Below are 22119 nucleotides of genomic sequence, written 5' to 3' on the forward strand. Positions count from 1 at the left end.
ATTCATCGCACGTCGCCCCGCCGGCCTTCGCCGGCGGGGCAGTTTAAAGAATTCATCACTACCTGGAGTGATACATGAAAGCACTGCTCGATCTATTCAAGCAAGTACAGACGAACGAGACCTTTGACGCGATCAAGATCGGTCTCGCTTCGCCTGAAAAAATCCGTTCGTGGTCCTACGGCGAAGTTAAAAAGCCGGAAACCATCAACTACCGTACCTTCAAGCCTGAGCGCGACGGTCTGTTCTGCGCCAAGATCTTTGGCCCGATCAAGGACTACGAATGCCTGTGCGGCAAGTACAAGCGCCTCAAGCACCGCGGCGTCATCTGCGAAAAGTGCGGCGTTGAAGTCACGCTGGCCAAGGTGCGCCGCGAGCGCATGGGCCACATCGAACTGGCGTCGCCGACCGCGCACATCTGGTTCCTGAAATCGCTGCCGTCGCGCCTGGGCATGGTCCTGGACATGACGCTGCGCGATATCGAACGCGTGCTGTACTTCGAAGCATACGTTGTGACCGATCCAGGCATGACCCCGCTGAAGAAGTGCCAGATCATGTCGGAAGACGACTACGCCGCCAAGTACGAAGAGTACGGCGACGACTTCACCGCCTTCATGGGCGCCGAAGGTATCCGCGAACTGCTGCGCTCGATCGACATCCACCGCGATGCCGAGACCCTGCGCGTGGAACTGAAGGAATCGAAGTCCGAAGCCAAGATCAAGAAATACGCCAAGCGCCTGAAAGTGCTGGAAGCGTTCCAGCGCTCGGGCATCAAGCCTGAGTGGATGATCATGGAAGTGCTGCCGGTGCTGCCGCCGGAACTGCGTCCGCTGGTGCCGCTGGACGGTGGCCGCTTCGCGACCTCGGATCTGAACGATCTGTATCGCCGCGTCATCAACCGCAACAACCGCCTGAAACGCCTGATGGAGCTGCGCGCTCCAGAGATCATCACGCGCAACGAAAAGCGCATGCTGCAAGAAGCGGTCGACTCGCTGCTGGACAACGGCCGTCGCGGCAAAGCGATGACCGGCGCCAACAAGCGTCCGCTGAAATCGCTGGCTGAGATGATCAAGGGTAAGGGCGGCCGCTTCCGTCAGAACTTGCTGGGCAAGCGCGTCGACTACTCGGGCCGTTCGGTCATCGTGGTGGGTCCGCAGCTGAAACTGCACCAGTGCGGTCTGCCGAAGCTGATGGCGCTGGAACTGTTCAAGCCCTTCATCTTCAACAAGCTGGAACTGATGGGCCTGGCCACCACGATCAAGGCCGCCAAGAAGCTGGTCGAGATCCAGGAACCGGTGGTCTGGGACATCCTGGAAGACGTGATCCGCGAACATCCGATCATGCTGAACCGTGCGCCTACGCTGCACCGTCTGGGCATCCAGGCTTTCGAGCCGGTCCTGATCGAAGGCAAGGCCATCCAGCTGCACCCACTCGTCTGCGCGGCATTCAACGCCGACTTCGACGGTGACCAGATGGCGGTCCACGTTCCACTGTCGATCGAAGCGCAGATGGAAGCCCGCACCTTGATGCTGGCTTCGAACAACATCCTGTTCCCGTCGAACGGCGAACCGTCGATCGTTCCTTCGCAGGATATCGTGCTGGGTCTGTACTACGCGACCCGCGAAGCGATCAACGCGAAAAACGAAGGCATGCTGTTCCCTGACGTGTCGGAAGTCATCCGTGCCTACGACAACAAGGAAGTGGAACTGACCACCCGTATCACCGTACGTATCGTTGAGAATCCTAAGGATGCAGCGACGGGCGAATTCGTGCGCACCGTGACCCGTTACGAAACCACGGTCGGCCGCGCCATCCTGTCGGAAATCCTGCCGAAAGGCCTGCCATTCTCCGTGCTGAACCGCGCGCTGAAGAAGAAAGAGATTTCCAAGCTGATCAACACCTCGTTCCGTAAGTGCGGCCTGCGCGCGACGGTGGTGTTTGCCGACCAGCTGATGCAGTCGGGCTTCCGCCTGGCGACCCGCGCCGGTATTTCGATCTGCGTGGACGACATGCTGGTACCGCCTCAAAAAGTCACCCTGATTTCGGCCGCGGAGTCCGAAGTCAAGCAGATCGAGCAGCAGTACGCTTCGGGTCTGGTGACCGCCGGCGAGCGTTACAACAAGGTGGTCGACATCTGGGGCAAGACCTCGGATGAAGTCGGCAAGGCCATGATGGACCAGCTGAAAGTGGAAGACGTCATCAAGCGTGACGGCACCAAGTCCACCCAGGAATCCTTCAATGCGATTTACATGATGGCCGACTCGGGCGCCCGCGGTTCCGCGGCGCAGATTCGCCAGCTGGCAGGTATGCGTGGTCTGATGGCGAAACCGGACGGTTCGATTATCGAAACGCCGATTACCGCGAACTTCCGCGAAGGCCTGAACGTGTTGCAGTACTTCATCTCGACCCACGGCGCTCGTAAAGGTCTGGCCGATACGGCACTGAAAACCGCGAACTCGGGTTACCTGACCCGTCGTCTGGTCGACGTGACCCAGGATCTGGTCGTGATCGAAGATGATTGCGGCACGACCAACGGCACGCTGATGAAGGCGATGGTCGAGGGTGGTGAAGTGATCGAAGCGCTGCGCGACCGTATCCTCGGCCGCGTGGTGGTCAACGACGTCGTCAATCCAGAGACCCAGGCTACGCTGTACGAAGCCGGCACGCTGATGGACGAAGACATGGTCGAAGAGATCGAGCGTCTGTCGATCGACGAAGTCAAGGTGCGTACGCCGCTGACTTGCGACACGCGCTTCGGCCTGTGCGCCAAGTGCTACGGTCGCGATCTGGGCCGCGGCATGCTGGTCAACGCCGGCGAAGCCGTCGGTGTGGTCGCTGCGCAGTCGATCGGCGAACCAGGTACCCAGCTGACCATGCGTACCTTCCACATCGGTGGTGCGGCGTCGCGTGCGGCGGTTGCCTCGTCGGTGGAAGCGAAGTCGAACGGTACCATCCGCTTCACCTCGACCATGCGTTACGTCACCAACGGCAAGGGCGCGCAAATCGTCATTTCCCGTTCGGGCGAAGTGCTGATTACCGACGACCACGGCCGTGAGCGCGAGCGTCACAAGGTGCCGTACGGCGCGACCCTGATCGTCAAAGACGGTCTGGTGATCAAGGCCGGTACGGCCCTGGCGACCTGGGATCCGCTGACCCGTCCGATCATTACCGAATACGCCGGTACCGTGCGTTTCGAGAACGTCGAAGAAGGCGTGACCGTTGCCCGTCAGGTCGACGAAGTCACCGGTCTGTCGACCCTGGTGGTGATCGATGCGAAGCGTCGCGGTTCGCTGACCAAGACCCTGCGTCCACAGGTCAAGCTGCTGAACGAAGAAGGCCATGAAGTGAAGATCGCCGGCACCGAACACGCCGTGGCGATCGGCTTCCAGGTCGGCGCGCTGATCATGGTGAAAGATGGCCAGGCAGTGTCCGTCGGTGAAGTGCTGGCGCGTATCCCGACCGAATCGCAGAAGACGCGCGATATTACCGGTGGTCTGCCGCGCGTTGCCGAGCTGTTCGAAGCGCGTTCGCCGAAAGATGCGGGTATGCTGGCGGAAGTGACGGGTACTGTTGCATTTGGTAAAGAAACCAAGGGTAAGCAGCGTCTGGAAATCACCGACATGGACGGCAACAAGCACGAGTTCCTGATCACCAAGGACAAGCAAGTGCTGGTGCACGACGGCCAGGTGGTGAACAAGGGCGAGATGATCGTGGACGGTCCTGCCGATCCGCAAGACATCCTGCGTCTGCTGGGTATCGAAGCGCTGGCGCGTTACATCGTTGACGAAGTGCAAGACGTGTACCGTCTGCAGGGCGTGAAGATTAACGACAAGCACATCGAAGTCATCGTACGCCAGATGCTGCGCCGTGTTCAGATCGTCAATGCCGGCGACACCAACTACATCGTTGGCGAGCAGGTTGAGCGTTCGGAACTGCTGGACGAGAACGATCGCGTGACTGCAGAGAACAAGATTCCTGCAACCTACGAGAACGTTCTGCTGGGTATTACCAAGGCATCGCTGTCGACCGATTCGTTCATCTCGGCCGCATCGTTCCAGGAAACTACCCGCGTTCTGACGGAAGCCGCGATCATGGGCAAGCGCGACGGTCTGCGCGGTCTGAAAGAAAACGTCATCGTTGGTCGTCTGATTCCAGGCGGTACGGGTCTGGCATTCCACCGCGCACGCAAAGAGAAAGAAGCGTGGGAAGTGGAAGAGCGTCAAGCCCTGCTGTTGGCCGAAAAAGCCTCGATGTCCGGCGGCGATGTGGAAAGCACTGAAACGGTTGCTCCACACGGCGACGAAGCGTAATAGAGTTAGTACTACGCAAAATAAAAACGGCACCTTCGGGTGCCGTTTTTTTATGCCTGGTTTATTTAAACAGGCAGCTGCGTGATTCTTCCCAATTCACCGCCACGGGTATCGGAGCGCCGCCCGGCTCGCTTTGAAATACTTCCAGCTTGCACCGATCAGTCATGGTGTAGCGGATAATATATAACTGGCCAGGTGACGGGGTAAAGGAAAAGTCGCCTTCGCAGATATAACTTGCGGCCGGCGCGCGGAATTTCGTTCGAATATAAAAGAAGGATAGCTTATTCGACGGGATACGGAATTGCTTTCCGCTGGGAGATACGACTTCGTTGCGATCTCCGCAAAAATCGTTTTGGCCTATATTGAACTTGTCGGTATCACCGACCAGCGCGATAATCGACTTTGGTGTCTGGTCCTGCGCACGTGCCGTCCAGGATTGAATAGACAAGGCTATAGCGAGGACGGCCAGGACAGGGCGGTGGAATGTATTCATTATGGTGGTTGCTGTAAGAGTTATTATTGGAGGCAACTGGCCCTGCGCACATATTAGCATCAAGACGCCGCCGCCCCGAGGGCCACGGGCCGTGTCCTAATCGAGGAGGGGGAAGAAACCTGCATTCCGGTGTCGCGCACCTGGAAATTGGCTGTTTTTACACGCCAGAAAATAGTTCGTTCATGCTAAGATTTGGCTCATGATCGCTCAAGCCCTCTTCACCCCTGCCCAGCAGAAACTGCTGGGCTTGCTGTTTGTACGTGTCAATCAAGGCTTCCACTTGAATGAGATCATGCGCCTGACCGGTTTGGGCAGCGCGTCCGCGCAGCGCGAGCTGAAACGGCTGCATGAGTCCGGAGTGATCGTTTCCGAGCGCATCGGTAACGTGCGCCGCTTCAAGCCGAACCGGGATTGCATCGTCTTCGGCGAATTGAGCGGGCTGGTGAAAAAAACCTTCGGCCTGGTCAGCGTGTTGAATTCCGCCCTGGCGCCATTGCAGCATGTTTTAAACGTGGCCTTTGTTTATGGCGCAACCGCCAAGGAACAGGAGGGCATGGATACCGCGATTGAATTGCTGCTGATCGGCGATAACACCAGCTACGGTGAATTATTATCGCGGCTGCCGGTCGCCGAACGTTTATTGCGCCGTAAAATCAATCCCAATCTATATTCCATTCCAGACTTTAAGCGCCGCCTGCGCGAGCAACAGCCTTTTATTCTCCAGGTATTACGCGAACAGAAAATATACGTGCTGGGCGATGAAACGGACCTGGAAAAAGTCAGCGGCGATGAATTCAGTCCGCTGATCGAATAATTATTCCAATACCCGGACGCCGGCCCATGCCGGCGCCATGGGTTTATGCGGGAACGATAAAGAAAACCGGGTATATCTTCCGGCCTTGGATTCGCACCGGATCTGTCCGCCAAACGCGGTAACCACGCGCCAGCAAAACGCCAATCCCATTCCCGTTCCGCCGCCGTTGTGGTGCGTGCTGTAAAACGGCTCGAATACATGCGGCAGCACATCGTCTGGAATGCCGGAGCCGGTGTCGGTCACCAGCAGCTGCTTCTGCGTGCCGTTGGTGAAGAACGCGATCTCCAATTCCCCTTGTCCGGCGGACTGGATCGCATGCAGTGCATTCTTGAAAAGATTGTACAAAACATAGACCAGCAGGATGTCCGAGCCGAAGAAGGTGAAGTCCTCGGCCGCCCGGACCACCACCTTGTCGCGCATCGAACTTTCAAAGGGATAACTGGCCAGCGCTTCATCCACGCATTTCTTGATTGAATGGTTGGCAAAATCGCTACGGTTCAAGCTGCCGGCGCGCGCCGACGCCAGCATCATGTCGACGATGAAATTGGAGCGGCTGATCTCGGCCTCGATGTGCTGGGTCAACTTGCTCAGGTATTCGAGTTGTGCCGCAGGCAACGCCGCCTCGATGTGGCGATGATCGACCGCGCTCTGGTAGCCGGCCAGCAGCTCGGGCAGGCACTTGGCCAGCACCCGCGACTGGTTGCGTATCGTCGCCAGCGGGGTGCGCATTTCATGCGCGATGGTCGCGGCCACCTCCATCGGATCCGCCAGCAGGTTGTGGTGCACCATCGCCTGGGCGATCAGGCCGAGGCTGGTCGCCACGAACAGCACGCCGGGCGGATAGAACTGCACGCCGTAGTTGCACAGGTAATCGACCGATGCGAAAAAGTAAATCAGCAGGCTGGCCAGGCAGTAGCGCAGCCGCGTCCTCTCGGTCGAGACCGCTTGCCGCTGACGTTGGTACAACAGCCATAGCGCGCGTCCGACCACCACGCCGGTCTGCACCAGGTGCAAGGGGTGCAGCGGTCCGGCCTTGGGATAAAAGCCGAAGAAATAGGGATACACGCCGGCGACCATCCAGTCGCTGCTCAGCAGGATCACGCCCAGCAGGCCGGCGACGATATACGACAGCTGCACCCAGCGGCATTCGCTGCGCTTGGACGTCAGCTCGGCAACGAAGTGGTACAGCGTGGTCGGCAGGAACAGGATCAGCAGATAGCCCAGCTTGGCCAGGGCCTGCGCCTCGTGCTCGTTGTTGATCTGGAACAGCACGGCCCAGGTGAATTGCCAGGAAAAGGTGGTCGCGCACAACAAGAAAAAGCTCAGGCTGATGCGGGTGACTCCACGCGAATGCAGCACGTAGCTGCCGTAGCACAGGAAGAGCAGGGAGACCACGGCGGGCAGTAGGGAGTGCATGCGCTGATTCCAACGGGATTTGGACGGTAGCGGCAGTATTGCGCTTGTCGAGGCTGTTCGCTTGTATATCAAGCCACCCTTTGCGCCAGATCAAATGGATGTCATTCAAACATGATCAAACCCGCTCTCAGGTGAAGGTGTGCGGTTTTCAGGCATCCACTCACTTTCAAAGGGAAAGTTCCTGCTTGGCGATGGGGAAAGGCGGGCCGGGGGGGCCGACCCGCCTGTTTATTGCATTATTTCTGTGAGGCGATCCAGCGATCGACCTTTTCTTCCAGCAGGGCCAGCGGCAGCGTGCCGTCGCCCAGCACCACCGCGTGGAATTTCGGCAGGCTGAACTTGTCGCCCAGCGCCTTGGCCGCGCGCTCGCGCAGTTCGACGATCTTCAGCGAACCGATCTTGTAGCCCAGCGCCTGGCCCGGCCACGCCATGTAGCGCTCGGTCTCGCTCTTGGCGACGGCGTCGTAGCCCAGCGTGTCGCGCATGTACTGGATGCTTTGCTCGCGGGTCCAGCCCTGGGCGTGCATGCCGGTGTCCACCACCAGGCGGGTAGCGCGCAGCAGCTCGTCGTTCAGGTGGCCGAAGTACTGCGCCGGATCGTCGAACAAGCCCATTTCCTTGCCCAGCGTTTCCGAATACAGCGCCCAGCCTTCGGTGAAGGCGTTGTTGCCGCCGAACTTGCGGAAGTTAGGCAGGTTCAGTTCCTGCATCAGGGCGATGTGGAAATGGTGGCCCGGCTTGCCTTCATGCAGGAACAGCGTGGTCATGCCGGTGCTGCCGTACTTGGCCGGATCGTTGACCACCGACCAGAACACGCCCGGACGCGAACCGTCGCCGGCCGGCGCGGTGTAGTGGTCGGAGGCGGTGGCTCGGCTCAGTTCGGGCTCCAGGCGCAGGTCCAGCTTGGCTTTAGGCAGCAGCGTGAACATCAGCGGCAGCTTGGTGTCCAGCACGTCGTTCAGCTTGTGATACACGGCTTGCACTTCGTCCTCGGTCTTGAACGGGTAGAACTTCGGCTGCGCCGCCACCCATACCGGCAGGCCGGCCGCAGGGCCGGTGTAGCCCAGTTTCGGGCCCAGCACTTCGAACTGGGCCTGGATGCGCGCGACTTCTTTCAGGCCGATCGCATGGATTTCGTCGGGTTTAAGCGACGTAGTGGTGGAGTTGGCGACACGGGCCTGGTACCAGGCGGCGCCGTCCGGCAGGGCGCCGAGGCCGGTCGAGGTGCGGCAGGCCGGGATGTATTCCTTTTCCAGGAAGGTCGCCAGGCGCGCCAGCGCCGGCATCACCTTGTCGGCCACGGTCTTGCGGTAGGCGGCGGTCAGGCGCTGCTTGTCGGCGTCGGAGAAGGCGGCCGGCAGCTTGGTGACCGGCGTGTAGAAGATGCTGGCCTCCGGCGTCGCGCTGACCAGCTTCTGGAATGCCGGCAGGCCGGAAATCATGATGGCCTTGGGCTGGGTGATGCCTTTCTTCATGCCCTCGCGCATATTGGCGATGGCCTGGTCGATCCAGGCCGGCATCTGCGCCACGCGGCTCAGGTAGGCGTCGTATTCCTTGACGGTGCCGATAGGCTGCGACGCTTCGCCGCCCGCATAGTTGGCGAGCGTGACCGGCACGCTGTCCATCTGGTTGATCGGCAGCAAGTGCTCGGGGAAGCGCTCCATCGCCAGCAAGCCTTTCAGCTCGTAGCCGAGGATGTCGAAGTTGATGCGGTCGCTGGTGTCCAGCTGCGCGCGCTTGATGGTCTTCAGGCGCGCGGCGAACTCGCGGTACAGCTTGAATTGCGCGGCGCGCCTGGCCGGCGCGATGCTCATGCCCAGCTGGTCGTCGAAGCGGTTGTCGCCGTTCTCGGTCGCGCCGATCGGCTCGAAGCGGGCGGCGGCGTCATAGTATTGGTCGGCAAGGGCCAGCAGCGCTTTGTGGGCGGGGGCTGCGCTGAGTTGCGGCGCCGCCGGTATGGTAGCGGCGATGCCGCCGATCGGCGCAAACGCCAGGGTGAGGGCGGTGGCGACGGCGGCAAGGCGGAATGGATGCGTCATATTTGTTTCCCGGTTGATATGGTTGGAATCAAGCGGCGCTAAGCATAAGGCATAGCGCCGGCTTGCCGGAAAAAAATTTGTATCAGGCCGCCGCTTCGGCGAAACGGCTCTCGTAGAGCGCGGCAACCAGGTCCGACTGGGTGATGATGCCGACGAATCGCTGCTCTTCGTCGACGATGGGGATGTGATGGAAGCCGGAATCGGCCATCATCGGCACCAGGTCGACGATCGGCGTATCCACCCGCGCGGTGGTCGGATGCTGGGTCATGATCTGGCCGACCACTTCGGCTTTCTCGGTGTGCGTGATGCCGCTCTTGCGCAGGAAGCGCTGCAGCTGCTGGCGGATGCTGCCGTAGTTGTCCAGTCCGCCATGCTCGAGGAAATCGGTCTGGGTGACGATGCCGATCACGCGCCGCGCGCGGTTCAGCACCGGCAGCGCCGCCACGCGATGTCCGCGCATCTGCTGCCATGCTTCCTCCAGGCTGGTGCCGAACTCGGCGCTGACGATGTCGCGCGACATGATGTCGGCGCAGCTGATGATGCCGAAGCGGCGCTGGTAGGCGCGTTGCTCGGTCTGCATGAACAGCGACTCGAGGTCGTCGCGGCTGATATCCAGCACCTGGTTGTATTGCTTGAGCACGGCATCCAGGTCTTCCGGCTTGAAGCCCAGCCGTACCGTCGGCGCCGCGTCCCTGGTCGCGTGCAGGTTCGGATGCACGGCCTGCTGCGTATGGGGATAGCGGCGCCCGGTCAGGTTGTTGTAGGCAATCGCCATCAGTGCCAGCAGGCTGGTGTTGACCAGCACCGTCACCAGCGGGAAAGCGAAGCCCGCCGCATGGACGGCCGGGCCGCCGATCACGGTGGTCAGCGCCACGGCGCCGCCGGGCGGATGCAGGCAGCGCATGACGAACATGCCGGCGATGGCGCCGCCGACGGCGATGCCGCTCAGCAGCGGCAAGGGCAGGCTGTCGCCGAGCCAGCGCACGCAGGCCGCGCCCACCAGGCCGCTGACGACGTTGCCGCCGATGGCGGACCACGGCTGGGCCAGCGGACTGGCCGGCAGCGCGAACAGCAGCACGGCGGAGGCGCCGACCGGCGCCACCATCATGATGGAAACACCAGTGGGCGGCAGTACCAGATAGCTGACCAGGGCGGTGATCAGCAGGCCGAACACGGCGCCGATGGCGGCCCGCAGCTGTTCGCGGCGGCTGGCGGTGGTGGGGCTGGGCAGCCAGCGTTCAAGGAAGGCGCGCATGGATAATCAAGTATTTGAAATGGGACATTGATTATCACATGCCCAGTCCGCTTATGCACTCTATTGGTGCGCAACCAGCTCCAGCGGCAGCGAAGTGGTGATCTTGATCTGTTCCATCGAGAAGGCGGACGAGACGCCGGTCAGCTGCACGGACTTGATCAATTTCTTGTAAAAGCGGTCATATCCTTCGATATCGCTGGTAACCACCTTCAAAAGATAGTCGACATCGCCGCTCATGCGGTGGAATTCCTGCACTTCCGGCAGCGCCGCCACGGCGGCGGCAAAGCGCGCAAACCATTTCTCGTCGTGCTGGGTGGTGCGCACGCTGACGAACACCGTCACCGGCAAGCCCACCTTGCGGCGGTTGATGATGGCCACGCGGCTCTCGATATAGCCTTCCTCCTCCAGTCGCCGCACCCGTTTCCAGCACGGCGTGGTGGACAGGCCGACCTTCTCGCTGAGCTGGGCAATGGACAGCGTGCCGTCGCCCTGCAGCGCGGACAAAATAGCGTAATCGTAGCGGTCAAGTGAGTTCATTCTATAAATTTATCATTAATGGCATAAAACATCTACAAGTAATGCGTGGAAGGAGAATTTTAGTACGACTATTTCCGCTTCTGTGCGTAAGCTATGTGTATCGAACCACCTACTGCAATCATGACCACCGAAATCTACCTCGACGGCAACGCCACCAGCGCCGTCCTCCCCGCCGCCATCGACGCCGCCATCGACACCATGGGCCGCCGCTTCGGCAATCCCAGCAGCACCCACGCCGCCGGCCTGCAGGCCAAGGCCATGCTGGACGAGGCGCGCGCCTGCGCCGTCCGCCTGCTGGGCGTGGGCGATGGGCGCCTGATGTTCAACAGCGGCGCCACCGAAGGCATCCAGACCGCGATGCTGTCGGCGCTGGTCGCCCTGCGCGAGCGCCAGTCGAAAGGCGAGGCCATCGGCAGCCTGCTGGTCTATGGCGCCACCGAACACAAGGCCGTGCCGGAAAGCCTGGCGCACTGGAACCGCCTGCTGGGCCTGAACCTGACGCTGCAAAAACTGCCGGTCGACGGCGACGGCGCGCACGACCTGTCCATGCTGCGCCAGCTGGCCGGTGAGGCCGCGCTGGTCTGCACCATGGCCGCGAATAATGAAACCGGGGTCGTCACCGACCTGGCCGCCATCGAGACCGTGCTGACCGAAACCGACAGCGCCGCCTACTGGCTGGTCGACTGCGTCCAGGCGCTCGGCAAGCTGGACCTGCATCTGTCGTCTACCCGCATCGATTACGCGCCGTTCTCCGGCCATAAGCTGTATGCGCCGAAAGGCATCGGCATGCTGTACGTGCGCGCCGGCGCGCCGTTCACGCCGCTGATCATGGGCGGTGGTCAGGAAGCGGGCCAGCGTTCCGGCACCGAGAACATGGCCGGCATCGCCGCCCTGGGCGTGGTGCTGGCCGCGCTGGAGCGGGGCGACACCTTCCGCAGCCATGGCGAGCTATGCAGCTTCCGCGCGCGCCTGGCCGACAGCCTGCGCGCCGCCTTGCCGGGCGTGGTGTTCAACAATCCCTTCGACAAAGCCTTGCCGACCACGCTGAACTTTTCCGTGCCCGGCTTGTCGAGCCGCGAACTGATGGATGTGTTCGACGCCGCCCAGGTGCGCGTCAGCGCCGGCAGCGCCTGCTCGTCGGCCAAGGCCGCGCCGAGCTACGTGCTGGACGCGATGGGCTTGCCGCTGTGGCGCAGCGCCGGCGCGATCCGCATGTCCTTCGGCCCGCTGGCCGACGACGCCATGATCAGCGCCGCCTGCGCCCGCATCGAGCGCTGCGGCGCCGCCTTGCGCGCCAGTTGCCTGATCCCGTCCGAACGCACCGCCGTGCCGCACGACGGCTTGCTGCAACTGGGCGTGGAGGGCGCCTGCAGCTGGATGGCGCTGGACGCCGCCAGCCGCAGCTGCATCGTCATCGATCCGTTGCCTGACATGGTCTCGCGCATCGAATCCTATGTGCGTTGCCAGAACTACCAGGTACTGGCGATCGTCAGCACCTTGCCCAACGCCGGCCGCGGCATGCTGGTCGATGCGCTGGGCCGCCACTTCGACCGCCACGCGGAAGCGGATGAGTACGGCTGGCCGATCGCCGCCAAGACCTTGACGCTGGAAAACGGCATTGCCGTCCGCGCGATCCAGCTCGGCACCCAGGTACTGGCCAGCGTGTCCTGCGGCACCGGCGACGAGCTGCGCGCCTACCTGCTGGGCACCGCCGATGGCGCGCGCTTGCCGGCGGCATCGGTGCGCTTCGCCTTCAGCGCCCGTCCCGCGCAGCAAATGTTGAGCGCGGTCAGCGCGGAGCAAACGTTGCTGTGTCCGACGCGCGACGAGCAGAATCAGTTCTGCACCAGCATGATTGCGCATCCAGCAGCAACCTTCGCTTCCGATGCGCAACTCGACAACGCCGCGCTGGACGCCTTCCTGCAAGCGCATCCCGAAGCGGTCTTGATCGACGTGCGCGAGCCCTACGAATTTGCCGCCACAATCACGCCGGGCCCGGCGGGGCGCATCGCTCAAAGCGTACCGCTGAATCGTCTGGCCGAGCACGCCAGTGCATGGCTGCGCGGCGAACAAGCGCCGCTGGTGTTTTTCTGCCGCAGCGGCAACCGCAGCATGAAGGCGGCCCAATGCCTGCGCCGCCTTGGGCACCAACAATCCTACAGCCTGACCGGCGGCCTCGCGCTCGTCCCGCTAGCCATGGCCGCCTGATCCACCGCAGTTTTGTTTCTTCCTTTTGGGGCCGCTTATGCGGCCCTTTTTTTATGGCCGGCCCCTTATGTTCGTCACCGTACAGTCGCGTGGCGTGCGCCCCCGTACGATGCCTTGAACCATAATTTCCCATTCGCAGAATCGAAGCGAGGCCCCAAGTTGAACAAGTCCAATCCATTGCTGCCCGAGATGACCCTCGGCTTCCGCGAATCCCCCACCGGCGCCCTGTTATCCGATGAAGATGACGAAGACCTGCCACTGCGCGCGGAGCTCTTCAGCGCCGCCCAGATGGCGGCCCACGGCAAGACGCTGGCCACCCATCACGAGCTGAGCAAGCGTGGCGGCCGCGACCGCCTGTTGTCGCGGCTGTCGGAAAACGCCGCCATCATCGATGCCACCTGCGATGAGCTGACCGCCGCCGTCAAGGCCAGCCGTCAGATCACGCCCGCTTCCGAATGGCTGCTGGATAATTTCTATCTGATCGAAGAACAGATCCGCATTGCCCGCCGTCACCTTCCGAAGGACTACAGCAAGGAATTGCCGCGCCTGGGCAAGGGCGCGCCGGACGGCTGTCCGCGCGTCTACAAGATCGCGCTGGAAATCATCTCGCACGGCGATGGCCGCGTCGATCCCGAATCGCTGTGCCGCTTCGTCGACGCCTACCAGGAGGTGGCCACGCTAAAACTCGGCGAGCTGTGGGCGATCCCGATCATGCTGCGCCTCGCGCTGATCGAGAACCTGCGCCGCGTCGCCGCGCGCGTGGCCGACAACCGCATCCACCGCGACCTGGCCAACACCTGGGCCGACCAGATGACCGACGTCGCGGAGAAAAATCCCAGCGGCCTGATTTTGATGGTGGCCGACATGGCCCGCTCCAATCCGCCGATCACCAGCGCCTTCGTGGCCGAGCTGGCGCGGCGCCTGCAGGGGCAAAGCCCGGCGCTGACCCTGGCGCTCTCGTGGATCACGCACCGCCTGGCGGAAACCGGCCAGACCATCGAGCAGCAAATCCAGGCCGAGATCCAGCAGCAGGCGGCCGAGCAGGTCTCGATCGCCAACAGCATCGGCAGCCTGCGCTTCCTCGGCACCATGGATTGGCAGGAGTTCGTCGAGACCATGAGCGTGGTCGAGCAGACCTTGCGCCAGGACCCGGCCGACATCTACGGCAAAATGGAATTCGCCACGCGCGACCAGTACCGCCACGCGATCGAGAAAATCGCCAAGCGCTCGCGCTACACGGAAGTGGAAGTCGCGCAGCAAGCCTTGCAGTTGGCGCAGGCCAACTACGAAGGCGGCAATATGCGCCACGGCCACGTGGGCTTCTACCTGATCGGCGGCGGCCAGGCCGCGCTGGAGAAGCAGGCCGGCATGCGCCGCCCGCTGCTGGAGGCCTTGCAGGAAACCTCGCGCGCGTCGCCGCTGACATCCTATCTCGGCGCCATCGCCGCCATCGCGCTGGTCTCGACCGCGTTGCTGCTGGAGCGCGCCTCCAACCACGGCGCCAGCGGCGTGGTGCTGGTGGCGCTGGGCGTGCTGGCGCTGCTGGGCAGCAGCCAGCTTGCGCTCAGCCTCGTGAACTGGGTCGCCACGCTGGTCACGCGCCCGCACCCGCTGCCGCGCATGGACTACAAGGAAGGCATTCCGGCCGACGCCCGAGCGCTGGTGGTGGTGCCGACGCTGGCTTACAGCAAAGAGAATGTCGCCGACCTGTGCGAGCAGCTGGAAGTGCGCTTCCTCGCCAACCGCGATCCCAACCTGGTGTTCTGCCTGCTGACCGACTTCGCCGACGCCGCCGCCGAAACGCTGGTCAGCGACGCAGCGCTGTTGGAGCAGATGCAGCGCTGCGTGACGGACCTGAATCGCAAGTACGCCACCCATCCGAACGGCGACCCGGCTGCGCCGTTCCTGCTGCTGCACCGCCCGCGCCTGTGGAATCAGCAGGAAGGCGTGTGGATGGGCTATGAGCGCAAGCGCGGCAAGCTGCTGGACCTGAACCGCTTCCTGCGCGGCGGCGCGCGCGACAAATTCTCGCTGGTGGTTGGCGATACCAGCGAACTGGAAAGCATCAAGTACGTCATCACGCTCGATACCGACACCCAGCTGCCGCGCGATGCGGCGGCGCAGTTCGTCGCCACCATGCAGCATCCGCTCAACCGTCCGCGCTTCGATGCCGCGCGCGGTCGCGTGGTCGAAGGCTACGGCATCTTGCAGCCGCGCGTGGCCGTCAGCCTGCCGAGCGAGAACGCCTCGCGCTACGAAAAGCTGTGCGGCGGCGAACCGGGCATCGATCCCTACACGCGCACCGTGTCGGACGTGTACCAGGACGTGTTCTTCGAAGGCTCCTTTATCGGCAAGGGCATCTACGATGTCGACGTGTTCGGGCAAGTGCTGGCCAACCGCCTGCCGGACAACCAGATCCTCAGCCACGACCTGCTGGAAGGCTGCTACCTGCGCGCCGGCCTGCTGAGCGACGCCCAGCTGTACGAGGAGTACCCGGCCCGCTACAGCGACGACGTCAGCCGCCGCCAGCGCTGGATACGCGGCGACTGGCAGCTGGTGTCCTGGCTGTTCGGCCGCGTGCCCAATGGCAGCGGCAAGCGCGAACGCAATCCGCTGTCGCTGCTGTCGCGCTGGAAGCTGTTCGACAACCTGCGCCGCAGCCTGACCGCGCCGGCGTTGGTGCTGTCGCTGATCACCGCCTGGCGCTGGCTGCCGGATCCATGGATGTGGACCGGCGCCGTGCTGGCCGTGATCTTCGCGCCGCCGCTGGTCAGCGTCGTGCACGACCTGTTCCGCCGTCCGGAGGACACGCTGTGGAGCCAGCACCTGCGCGCTTCGATGCGCCGCGCCGGCCTGCAGTTCTCGCACGCGATCCTGATGCTGGTGTTCCTGCCGTACGAGGCCTACTTCAGCATGGACGCGATCCTGCGCAGCATCTGGCGCATGACGGTTTCGCACCGCCATCTGCTGGAATGGCGCGCCTCCGGCCTGGCGCGCGCCGCCGCCGGCACCGCCAGCATCTGGCGCACGATGTGGGCGGCGCCGGTGCTGGCGCTGTTCGTCGGCGGCGCTTTGCTGGGCTGGCGTCCGGCCAGCCTGGCGCCGGCCTCGCTGTTCCTGCTGGCGTGGCTGCTGGCGCCCGCCGTGGCGGACTGGATCAGCCGTCCTATCGCACGCAAGCACGCGGACCTGACGCCGGAGCAGAATCAATTCCTGCACAAGCTGGCGCGCCGCACCTGGGCCTACTTCGACCGTTTCGTCGGCCCCGAGGACAACTGGCTGCCGCCGGATAATATGCAGGAGCACCCCGCGCAAGTGATCGCGCACCGCACCTCGCCGACCAATATCGGCATGGCCTTGCTGGCCAACCTGAGCGCGACCGATTTCGGCTACATCACGGTGGCCCAGCTGATCACGCGCACCGGCAACACGCTGACCACGCTGGACAAGCTGGAACGTCATCAGGGCCACTTCTACAACTGGTACGACACGCAGACCCTGAAGCCGCTGCATCCGATTTATATCTCGACCGTGGACAGCGGCAACCTGGCCGGCCACCTGCTGACATTGCAGCCCGGCCTGACCGGCATGTACGACCAGCCGGTGCTCGGCCCGCAAATCGTCGACGGCATCGTCGCCACCGTGCGCGTGCTGCAGGAAACCCTGAGCGGCGCCACGCCGGCGCAGGCGCCGCAGACCGGCGGCGCCGCATCCGACCCGGCGCAAGCCGAGCCGGATGCGGAAGCCCGCAGCGATCCGCAAGACCTCAACGCCCTGCTGGCGGTGCTGTCGCCGGCGCCGGATGCCTCCAACGTGCAGCAGCTGAACCTGTGGCTGACGCGCGTGGCCACCGCTGCGGAAGCCTTCCAGTCGCACGCCGATGCGCAAGGCGAGGCCGCCGCCATGTGGGCAGCCTCGCTGACGCAGCAATGCCGCGCCGCGATGGATGAACTGACTGTGTTCACGCCGTGGGCCACGCTGCCCGCCGATGAGGTATTCGACACCAGCGTCACCCGCATGCCGACGTTGCGCGAACTGGCCGGCCTGGCGCACGCCACCGCCGCGATCCCGGTCAGCGACCTGGCACCGGCCGAACGCGAACGTCAGCAGCAGCTGGCGCAGCTGTTCGAGCAAGGCAGCGCCGCCGCGCACGAGCGCATGCGAGCATTGGCCGAACTGGCGCAGCGCTGCACCGCCTTCGCGCAGGTGGAGTACGGCTTCCTCTACAACACCACCACCAACCTGCTGGCGATCGGCTACAACGTCAGCGAGCGCAGGCTGGACGCCAGCTACTACGATTTGCTCGCCTCCGAAGTGCGCCTGGCCAGCTTCGTCGCCATCGCGCAGGGGCAGCTGCCGCAGGAGCACTGGTTCGCGTTGGGCCGCCAGTTGTGCATCGTTTCCGGCAAGCCGGTGCTGCTGTCCTGGAGCGGCTCGATGTTCGAGTACCTGATGCCGCTGCTGGTGATGCCGAACTATCCGAGCACGCTGCTCGACCAGACCTACCATGCGGTGATCGACGCGCAGATCGACTACGGCAAGAACCGCAGCGTACCGTGGGGGATTTCCGAATCCGGCTACAACACGGTCGACGCCAGCCTCAATTACCAGTACCGCGCCTTCGGCGTGCCTGGCCTGGGCCTGAAGCGCGGCTTGGCCGACGACCTGGTGATCGCGCCATACGCCACCATGCTGGGCCTGATGGTGCAGCCGGAAGCGGCATGCGCCAACCTGCAGAAGATGGCGGAGATGGGCTATATGGGCCGCTACGGCTTCTTCGAGGCGATCGACTACACGCCATCGCGCCTGCCGCGCGGGCAGAGCGCCGCCATCATCCGTTCCTTCATGGTCCACCACCAGGGCATGGGACTGCTGGCGCTGAGCTACCTGCTGCACGACCGGCCGATGCAGCGCCGCTTCGAGTCCGACCCGCTGCTGCAATCGACCTTGCTGGTGCTGCAGGAACGCAGCCCGCAGGCGGGCGCCTTCTACTCCAACACCACCGAGCTGGCGGCGATCCGCTCCAGCGCGCCGGAGCAGGCGATGCCGATGCGCATACTGGCGCAGCATTCGACGCCGGTGCCGGAAACGCAGCTGCTGTCCAACGGCCGCTATCACGTCATGGTCACCAACGCCGGCGGCAGCTACAGCCGCTGGAAGGACCTGGCCGTGACGCGCTGGCGCGAAGACAGCACGCGCGACAACTGGGGCAACTTCTGCTACGTGCGCGACCTGGACGACGGCGAATTCTGGTCCACCACCTATCAACCGACGCTGGTCGATCCACGCAAGCATGAAGTGATCTTCTCCGAAGGCCGCGCCGAGTTCCGCCGCTCCGACCGGGGGCTGGACCTGTACACGGAAATCGTGGTCTCGCCGGAAGACGATATCGAACTGCGCCGCACCCGCATCACCAACAAGTCCGACCGCGTGCGCACCATCGAAGTGACCAGCTATGCCGAAGTGGTGATGGCGCCCGCTGCGGCGGACAATGCGCACCAGGCCTTCAGCAAGCTGTTCGTGCAGACCGAGATTCTGAAGCACGAAAACGCCATCCTCTGCACCCGCCGCCCGCGCGGTCCGAATGACCTGATGCCGTGGCTGATGCACTCGATGATGGTGCACGACGCGCCGGTGAGCAAGGTCTCGTTCGAAACCGACCGCTCGCGCTTCATCGGCCGTGGCAACACGGCGGTGGCGCCAAGCGCCATGCTGGACGACGGCCCGCTGAGCGGTGGCGAGGGTTCGGTGCTCGATCCGGTGGTGGCGATCCGCTACACCATCACGCTGCAGCCCGACCAGGTTGCGATCGTCGACATCGTCACCGGCATGACGGAGCAGCGCGACGCCGCGCTGCACCTGATCGACAAATACCAGGACCGCCATCTGGCCGACCGCGTGTTCGAACTGGCGTGGACCCATAGCCAGGTGGTGCTGCGCCAGCTGAACGCCAGCGAAGCGGACGCCCAGCTGTACGGCCGCCTGGCCAACTCGGTGATCTACCCGAACGCCGCGCTGCGCGCCGACGCCGGCACGCTGATCAAGAACCAGCGCGGCCAGTCCGGCCTGTGGGCGTACGCGATCTCCGGCGACCTGCCGATCGTGCTGCTGCAGATCAAGGACCCGGCCAACATCGAACTGGCGCGCCAGATGGTGCAGGCGCACGCCTATTGGCGCCTGAAGGGGCTGGTGGTCGACCTGGTCATCTGGTACGAAGACCAGTCGGGCTACCGCCAGCTGCTGCATGAACAGATCATGGGCCTGATCGCCTCCGGCATCGACGCCCAGGCGATCGACCGCCCTGGCGGCATCTTCGTGCGCCTGGCCGACCAGATCGCCAACGAAGACCGCGTGCTGCTGCAATCGGTGGCGCGCGCCATCCTCAGCGACAGCCGTGGCACGCTGGCCGAGCAGATCAAGCGTCCCGGCCCGCCGGCCATGCGCATGCCGCCGTTGATGGCGGACAGCCGGGGCGAATATGCGGACGCCGGCCCGGTCACGCATCCCGCGCGCAAGCTGATGCTGGAGAACGGCATCGGCGGCTTCACCAGGGACGGCAAGGAATACGTGATCACCACCAGCGAAGCCCAGCGCACGCCGGCGCCATGGTCCAACGTGCTGGCCAATCCGCAGTTCGGCACCGTGATCTCTGAAAGCGGCCAGGCCTACACCTGGCACGAGAACGCGCACGAGTTCCGCCTGACGCCGTGGCACAACGATCCGGTCAGCGACGGCAGCGGCGAAGCGTTCTACCTGCGCGATGAGCAGAGCGGCCAGTTCTGGTCGCCGACCGCCTTGCCGGCGCGCGGCAACGGCGTCTACGTCACGCGGCACGGCTTCGGCTACAGCGTGTTCGAACATATCGAGGCCGGCATCTACACCGAGATGACCACCTTCGTCGCAGTCGATGCGCCGATCAAGTACACGGTGCTCAAGGTGCGCAACGATTCGCTGGTGACGCGGCGCCTGTCGGCCACCGGCTACGTCGAGTGGGTGCTGGGCGACATGCGCTCCAAGTCCGGCATGCACATCATCACCGAGGTCGATCCGGTCAGCGGCGCGATGTTCGCCAAGAACCCCTACAACACCGAGTTCACCGGCCGCGTCGCCTTCTTCAATTGCGACGCCACGCTGCGCAGCGTCAGCGGCGACCGCACCGAGTTCATGGGCCGCAACGGCACCTTGGCCGCGCCGGCCGCGCTGCGCCGTTCGCGCCTGTCGGGCAAGGTCGGCGCCGGGCTCGATGCCTGCGCCGCGATCCAGGCCCCGTTCGACCTGCTGCCGGGTCAGGAGCGCGAGATCGTCTTCGTGCTGGGCGTGGCGGGCCGACGCAATGCGGATGCCAGCAGCCTGGTACAGAAGCATCGCAGCGCCGGCGCCGCACAGGAAGCGCTGGCCGCCGTCCACGCGCATTGGCAACAGACACTGGGCGCGGTGCAGATCCAGACGCCGGAACCGGAACTGGACGTCATCGCCAATGGCTGGCTGATGTACCAGACCATCGCCTGCCGCATCTGGGCGCGCAGCGGCTACTACCAGTCCGGCGGCGCCTTCGGCTTCCGCGACCAACTGCAGGATGCGATGGCCACCATCCACACGCAACCGCAGCTGCTGCGCGACCAGCTGATGCTCTGCGCCGCGCACCAGTTCCTGGAAGGCGATGTGCAGCACTGGTGGCATCCGCCGTCGGACCGTGGCGTGCGCACGCACTGCTCGGACGACTACCTCTGGCTGCCGCTGGGCGCCTGGCGCTATGTGATCGGCACCGGCGACATCGGCGTGCTGGATGAAACGGCGCCTTACCTGGAAGGGCGTCCCGTCAAGCCGGAAGAGGATTCGTACTACGACATGCCGGCCCGCTCCAGCGAGCAAGGCACGCTGTACGACCATTGCGTGCGGGCGATCCGCAACGGCCTGCGCTTCGGCGAGCACGGCCTGCCGCTGATCGGTTCCTGCGACTGGAACGATGGCATGGACAAGGTCGGCGAACATGGCAAGGGGGAGAGTGTGTGGCTGGCCTTCTTCCTGTGCGAAGTGCTGAAGCGCTTCGCCGAAGTGGCGGAGCTGCGCCATGACGTGGACTTCGCGACCGAATGCCGCGACCATGCGAAGAAGCTGGCCGCCAACGTCGAGCAGAACGCATGGGACGGCGAATGGTATCGCCGCGCCTACTTCGACGACGGCACGCCGCTTGGCTCGCACACCAACGAGGAATGCCAGATCGACTCGATCTCGCAAAGCTGGGGCGTGCTGTCCGGCGCCGCCGATCCGGTGCGGGTACGCGGCGCGATGGAGCAGGTCAACCAGCGCCTGGTGCGGCGTGACTCAGGGATCATCCAGCTGCTCGATCCGCCGTTCGACAAGAACGGGCCGAATCCGGGCTACATCCGTGGTTACGTGCCGGGCGTGCGCGAGAACGGTGGCCAGTACACCCACGCCGCGATCTGGACCGCGATGGCCTTCGCCCGCCTGGGCGACACGGAACGCGCATGGGAACTGGCGCGCATGATCAATCCGGTCATGCACGGCGGGACGGCGGAAGGCGCGGCGAAATACAAGGTGGAGCCGTACGTGGTGACGGCCGACGTCTACGCGGTGGCGCCGCACGTGGGGCGCGGCGGCTGGAGCTGGTACACCGGCTCGTCGGGCTGGATGTACCGCCTGATCATCGAATCGCTATTGGGATTGACGCGCACCGCGCATCACCTGACGATGGCGCCGCGCATGCCGGAAGGCTGGAACACGTTCACGCTGAGCTACCGCCATGGCGGTTCGACGTATGTGATCCGCGTGGTGAAGGCCGAGGGCGGGGCGCCGTTGCTGACGGTGGACGGCGTGCCGCAGCACGACCAGATGATAGAACTGAGCGATACCGGCAGCGTGCACCAGGTCGAACTGCTGCTGCCGCCGGCGTCCCATTCTTAACATTCTGTCCCATTCCGGACATTTTCAGCATCGCCGCAACAGCAGGTAGCATAAGGCTTCCTGCTGTTGCGGCGCACTCTCCGGGCGTCGGCACATTTATTTGAAAGACATCTGAATAGCCAAGA

At 63.7% G+C, this 22119-nt stretch carries 9 protein-coding genes; 4 read left to right on the forward strand and 5 right to left on the reverse strand.

Going from position 1 to position 22119, the window contains the following annotated elements; genetic code table 11:
- Positions 1-74 precede the first annotated feature (74 nt).
- Complete coding sequence (gene rpoC, locus ACEN9F_RS20535; protein ID WP_413422810.1) at positions 75-4307, forward strand: DNA-directed RNA polymerase subunit beta'; 4233 nt, start codon at positions 75-77, stop codon at positions 4305-4307.
- A 61-nt stretch (positions 4308-4368) separates the two neighbouring features.
- Here rpoC and ACEN9F_RS20540 read toward each other — a convergent pair whose 3' ends face one another.
- Complete coding sequence (locus ACEN9F_RS20540) at positions 4369-4800, reverse strand: hypothetical protein (RefSeq protein ID WP_413422812.1); 432 nt, start codon at positions 4798-4800, stop codon at positions 4369-4371.
- Positions 4801-4999: 199 nt separating this feature from the next.
- Between ACEN9F_RS20540 and ACEN9F_RS20545 the strand changes: the two genes are divergently transcribed.
- Entirely contained in the window at positions 5000-5614 is a 615-nt protein-coding gene (locus tag ACEN9F_RS20545; protein ID WP_413422813.1) for an ArsR family transcriptional regulator, read from the forward strand.
- On the opposite strand, the gene ACEN9F_RS20550 is transcribed toward ACEN9F_RS20545, so the two are convergent.
- The 4 genes from ACEN9F_RS20550 to ACEN9F_RS20565 form a co-directional block, all read right to left on the reverse strand.
- The gene (locus ACEN9F_RS20550; protein WP_413422815.1) at positions 5615-7030 is read right to left on the reverse strand and encodes an ATP-binding protein; all 1416 of its coding nucleotides are present in this window, start codon (positions 7028-7030) and stop codon (positions 5615-5617) included. It lies immediately after the preceding gene.
- A 236-nt stretch (positions 7031-7266) separates the two neighbouring features.
- Entirely contained in the window at positions 7267-9069 is a 1803-nt protein-coding gene (locus ACEN9F_RS20555; RefSeq protein ID WP_413422817.1) for a DUF885 domain-containing protein, read from the reverse strand.
- A gap of 82 nt (positions 9070-9151) precedes the next feature.
- Positions 9152-10324, reverse strand: coding sequence for an HPP family protein (locus ACEN9F_RS20560; protein ID WP_413422819.1), 1173 nt, complete (start codon positions 10322-10324; stop codon positions 9152-9154).
- A 60-nt stretch (positions 10325-10384) separates the two neighbouring features.
- A complete protein-coding gene (locus ACEN9F_RS20565) occupies positions 10385-10861 on the reverse strand; it encodes an Lrp/AsnC family transcriptional regulator (protein WP_413422821.1) in 477 nt (158 codons plus the stop codon).
- Between the two features lie 120 nt (positions 10862-10981).
- Between ACEN9F_RS20565 and ACEN9F_RS20570 the strand changes: the two genes are divergently transcribed.
- Both ACEN9F_RS20570 and ACEN9F_RS20575 read left to right on the forward strand, forming a co-directional pair.
- On the forward strand, positions 10982-13069 hold the full coding sequence (locus tag ACEN9F_RS20570; RefSeq protein ID WP_413422824.1) for an aminotransferase class V-fold PLP-dependent enzyme: 2088 nt from the start codon (positions 10982-10984) through the stop codon (positions 13067-13069).
- A gap of 189 nt (positions 13070-13258) precedes the next feature.
- Complete coding sequence (locus ACEN9F_RS20575) at positions 13259-21994, forward strand: GH36-type glycosyl hydrolase domain-containing protein (protein ID WP_413427121.1); 8736 nt, start codon at positions 13259-13261, stop codon at positions 21992-21994.
- Positions 21995-22119 lie beyond the last annotated feature (125 nt).

The organism is Duganella sp. CT11-25, assembly GCF_047302815.1.
GTDB lineage: Bacteria > Pseudomonadota > Gammaproteobacteria > Burkholderiales > Burkholderiaceae_D > Rugamonas.

Coding starts and splice junctions, on each gene's coding strand:
- rpoC (WP_413422810.1), top strand. CDS start 75: ATGAAAGCACTGCTCGATCTATTCAAGCAAGTACAGACGAACGAGACC.
- ACEN9F_RS20540 (WP_413422812.1), bottom strand. CDS start 4,800: ATGAATACATTCCACCGCCCTGTCCTGGCCGTCCTCGCTATAGCCTTG.
- ACEN9F_RS20545 (WP_413422813.1), top strand. CDS start 5,000: ATGATCGCTCAAGCCCTCTTCACCCCTGCCCAGCAGAAACTGCTGGGC.
- ACEN9F_RS20550 (WP_413422815.1), bottom strand. CDS start 7,030: ATGCACTCCCTACTGCCCGCCGTGGTCTCCCTGCTCTTCCTGTGCTAC.
- ACEN9F_RS20555 (WP_413422817.1), bottom strand. CDS start 9,069: ATGACGCATCCATTCCGCCTTGCCGCCGTCGCCACCGCCCTCACCCTG.
- ACEN9F_RS20560 (WP_413422819.1), bottom strand. CDS start 10,324: ATGCGCGCCTTCCTTGAACGCTGGCTGCCCAGCCCCACCACCGCCAGC.
- ACEN9F_RS20565 (WP_413422821.1), bottom strand. CDS start 10,861: ATGAACTCACTTGACCGCTACGATTACGCTATTTTGTCCGCGCTGCAG.
- ACEN9F_RS20570 (WP_413422824.1), top strand. CDS start 10,982: ATGACCACCGAAATCTACCTCGACGGCAACGCCACCAGCGCCGTCCTC.
- ACEN9F_RS20575 (WP_413427121.1), top strand. CDS start 13,259: ATGACCCTCGGCTTCCGCGAATCCCCCACCGGCGCCCTGTTATCCGAT.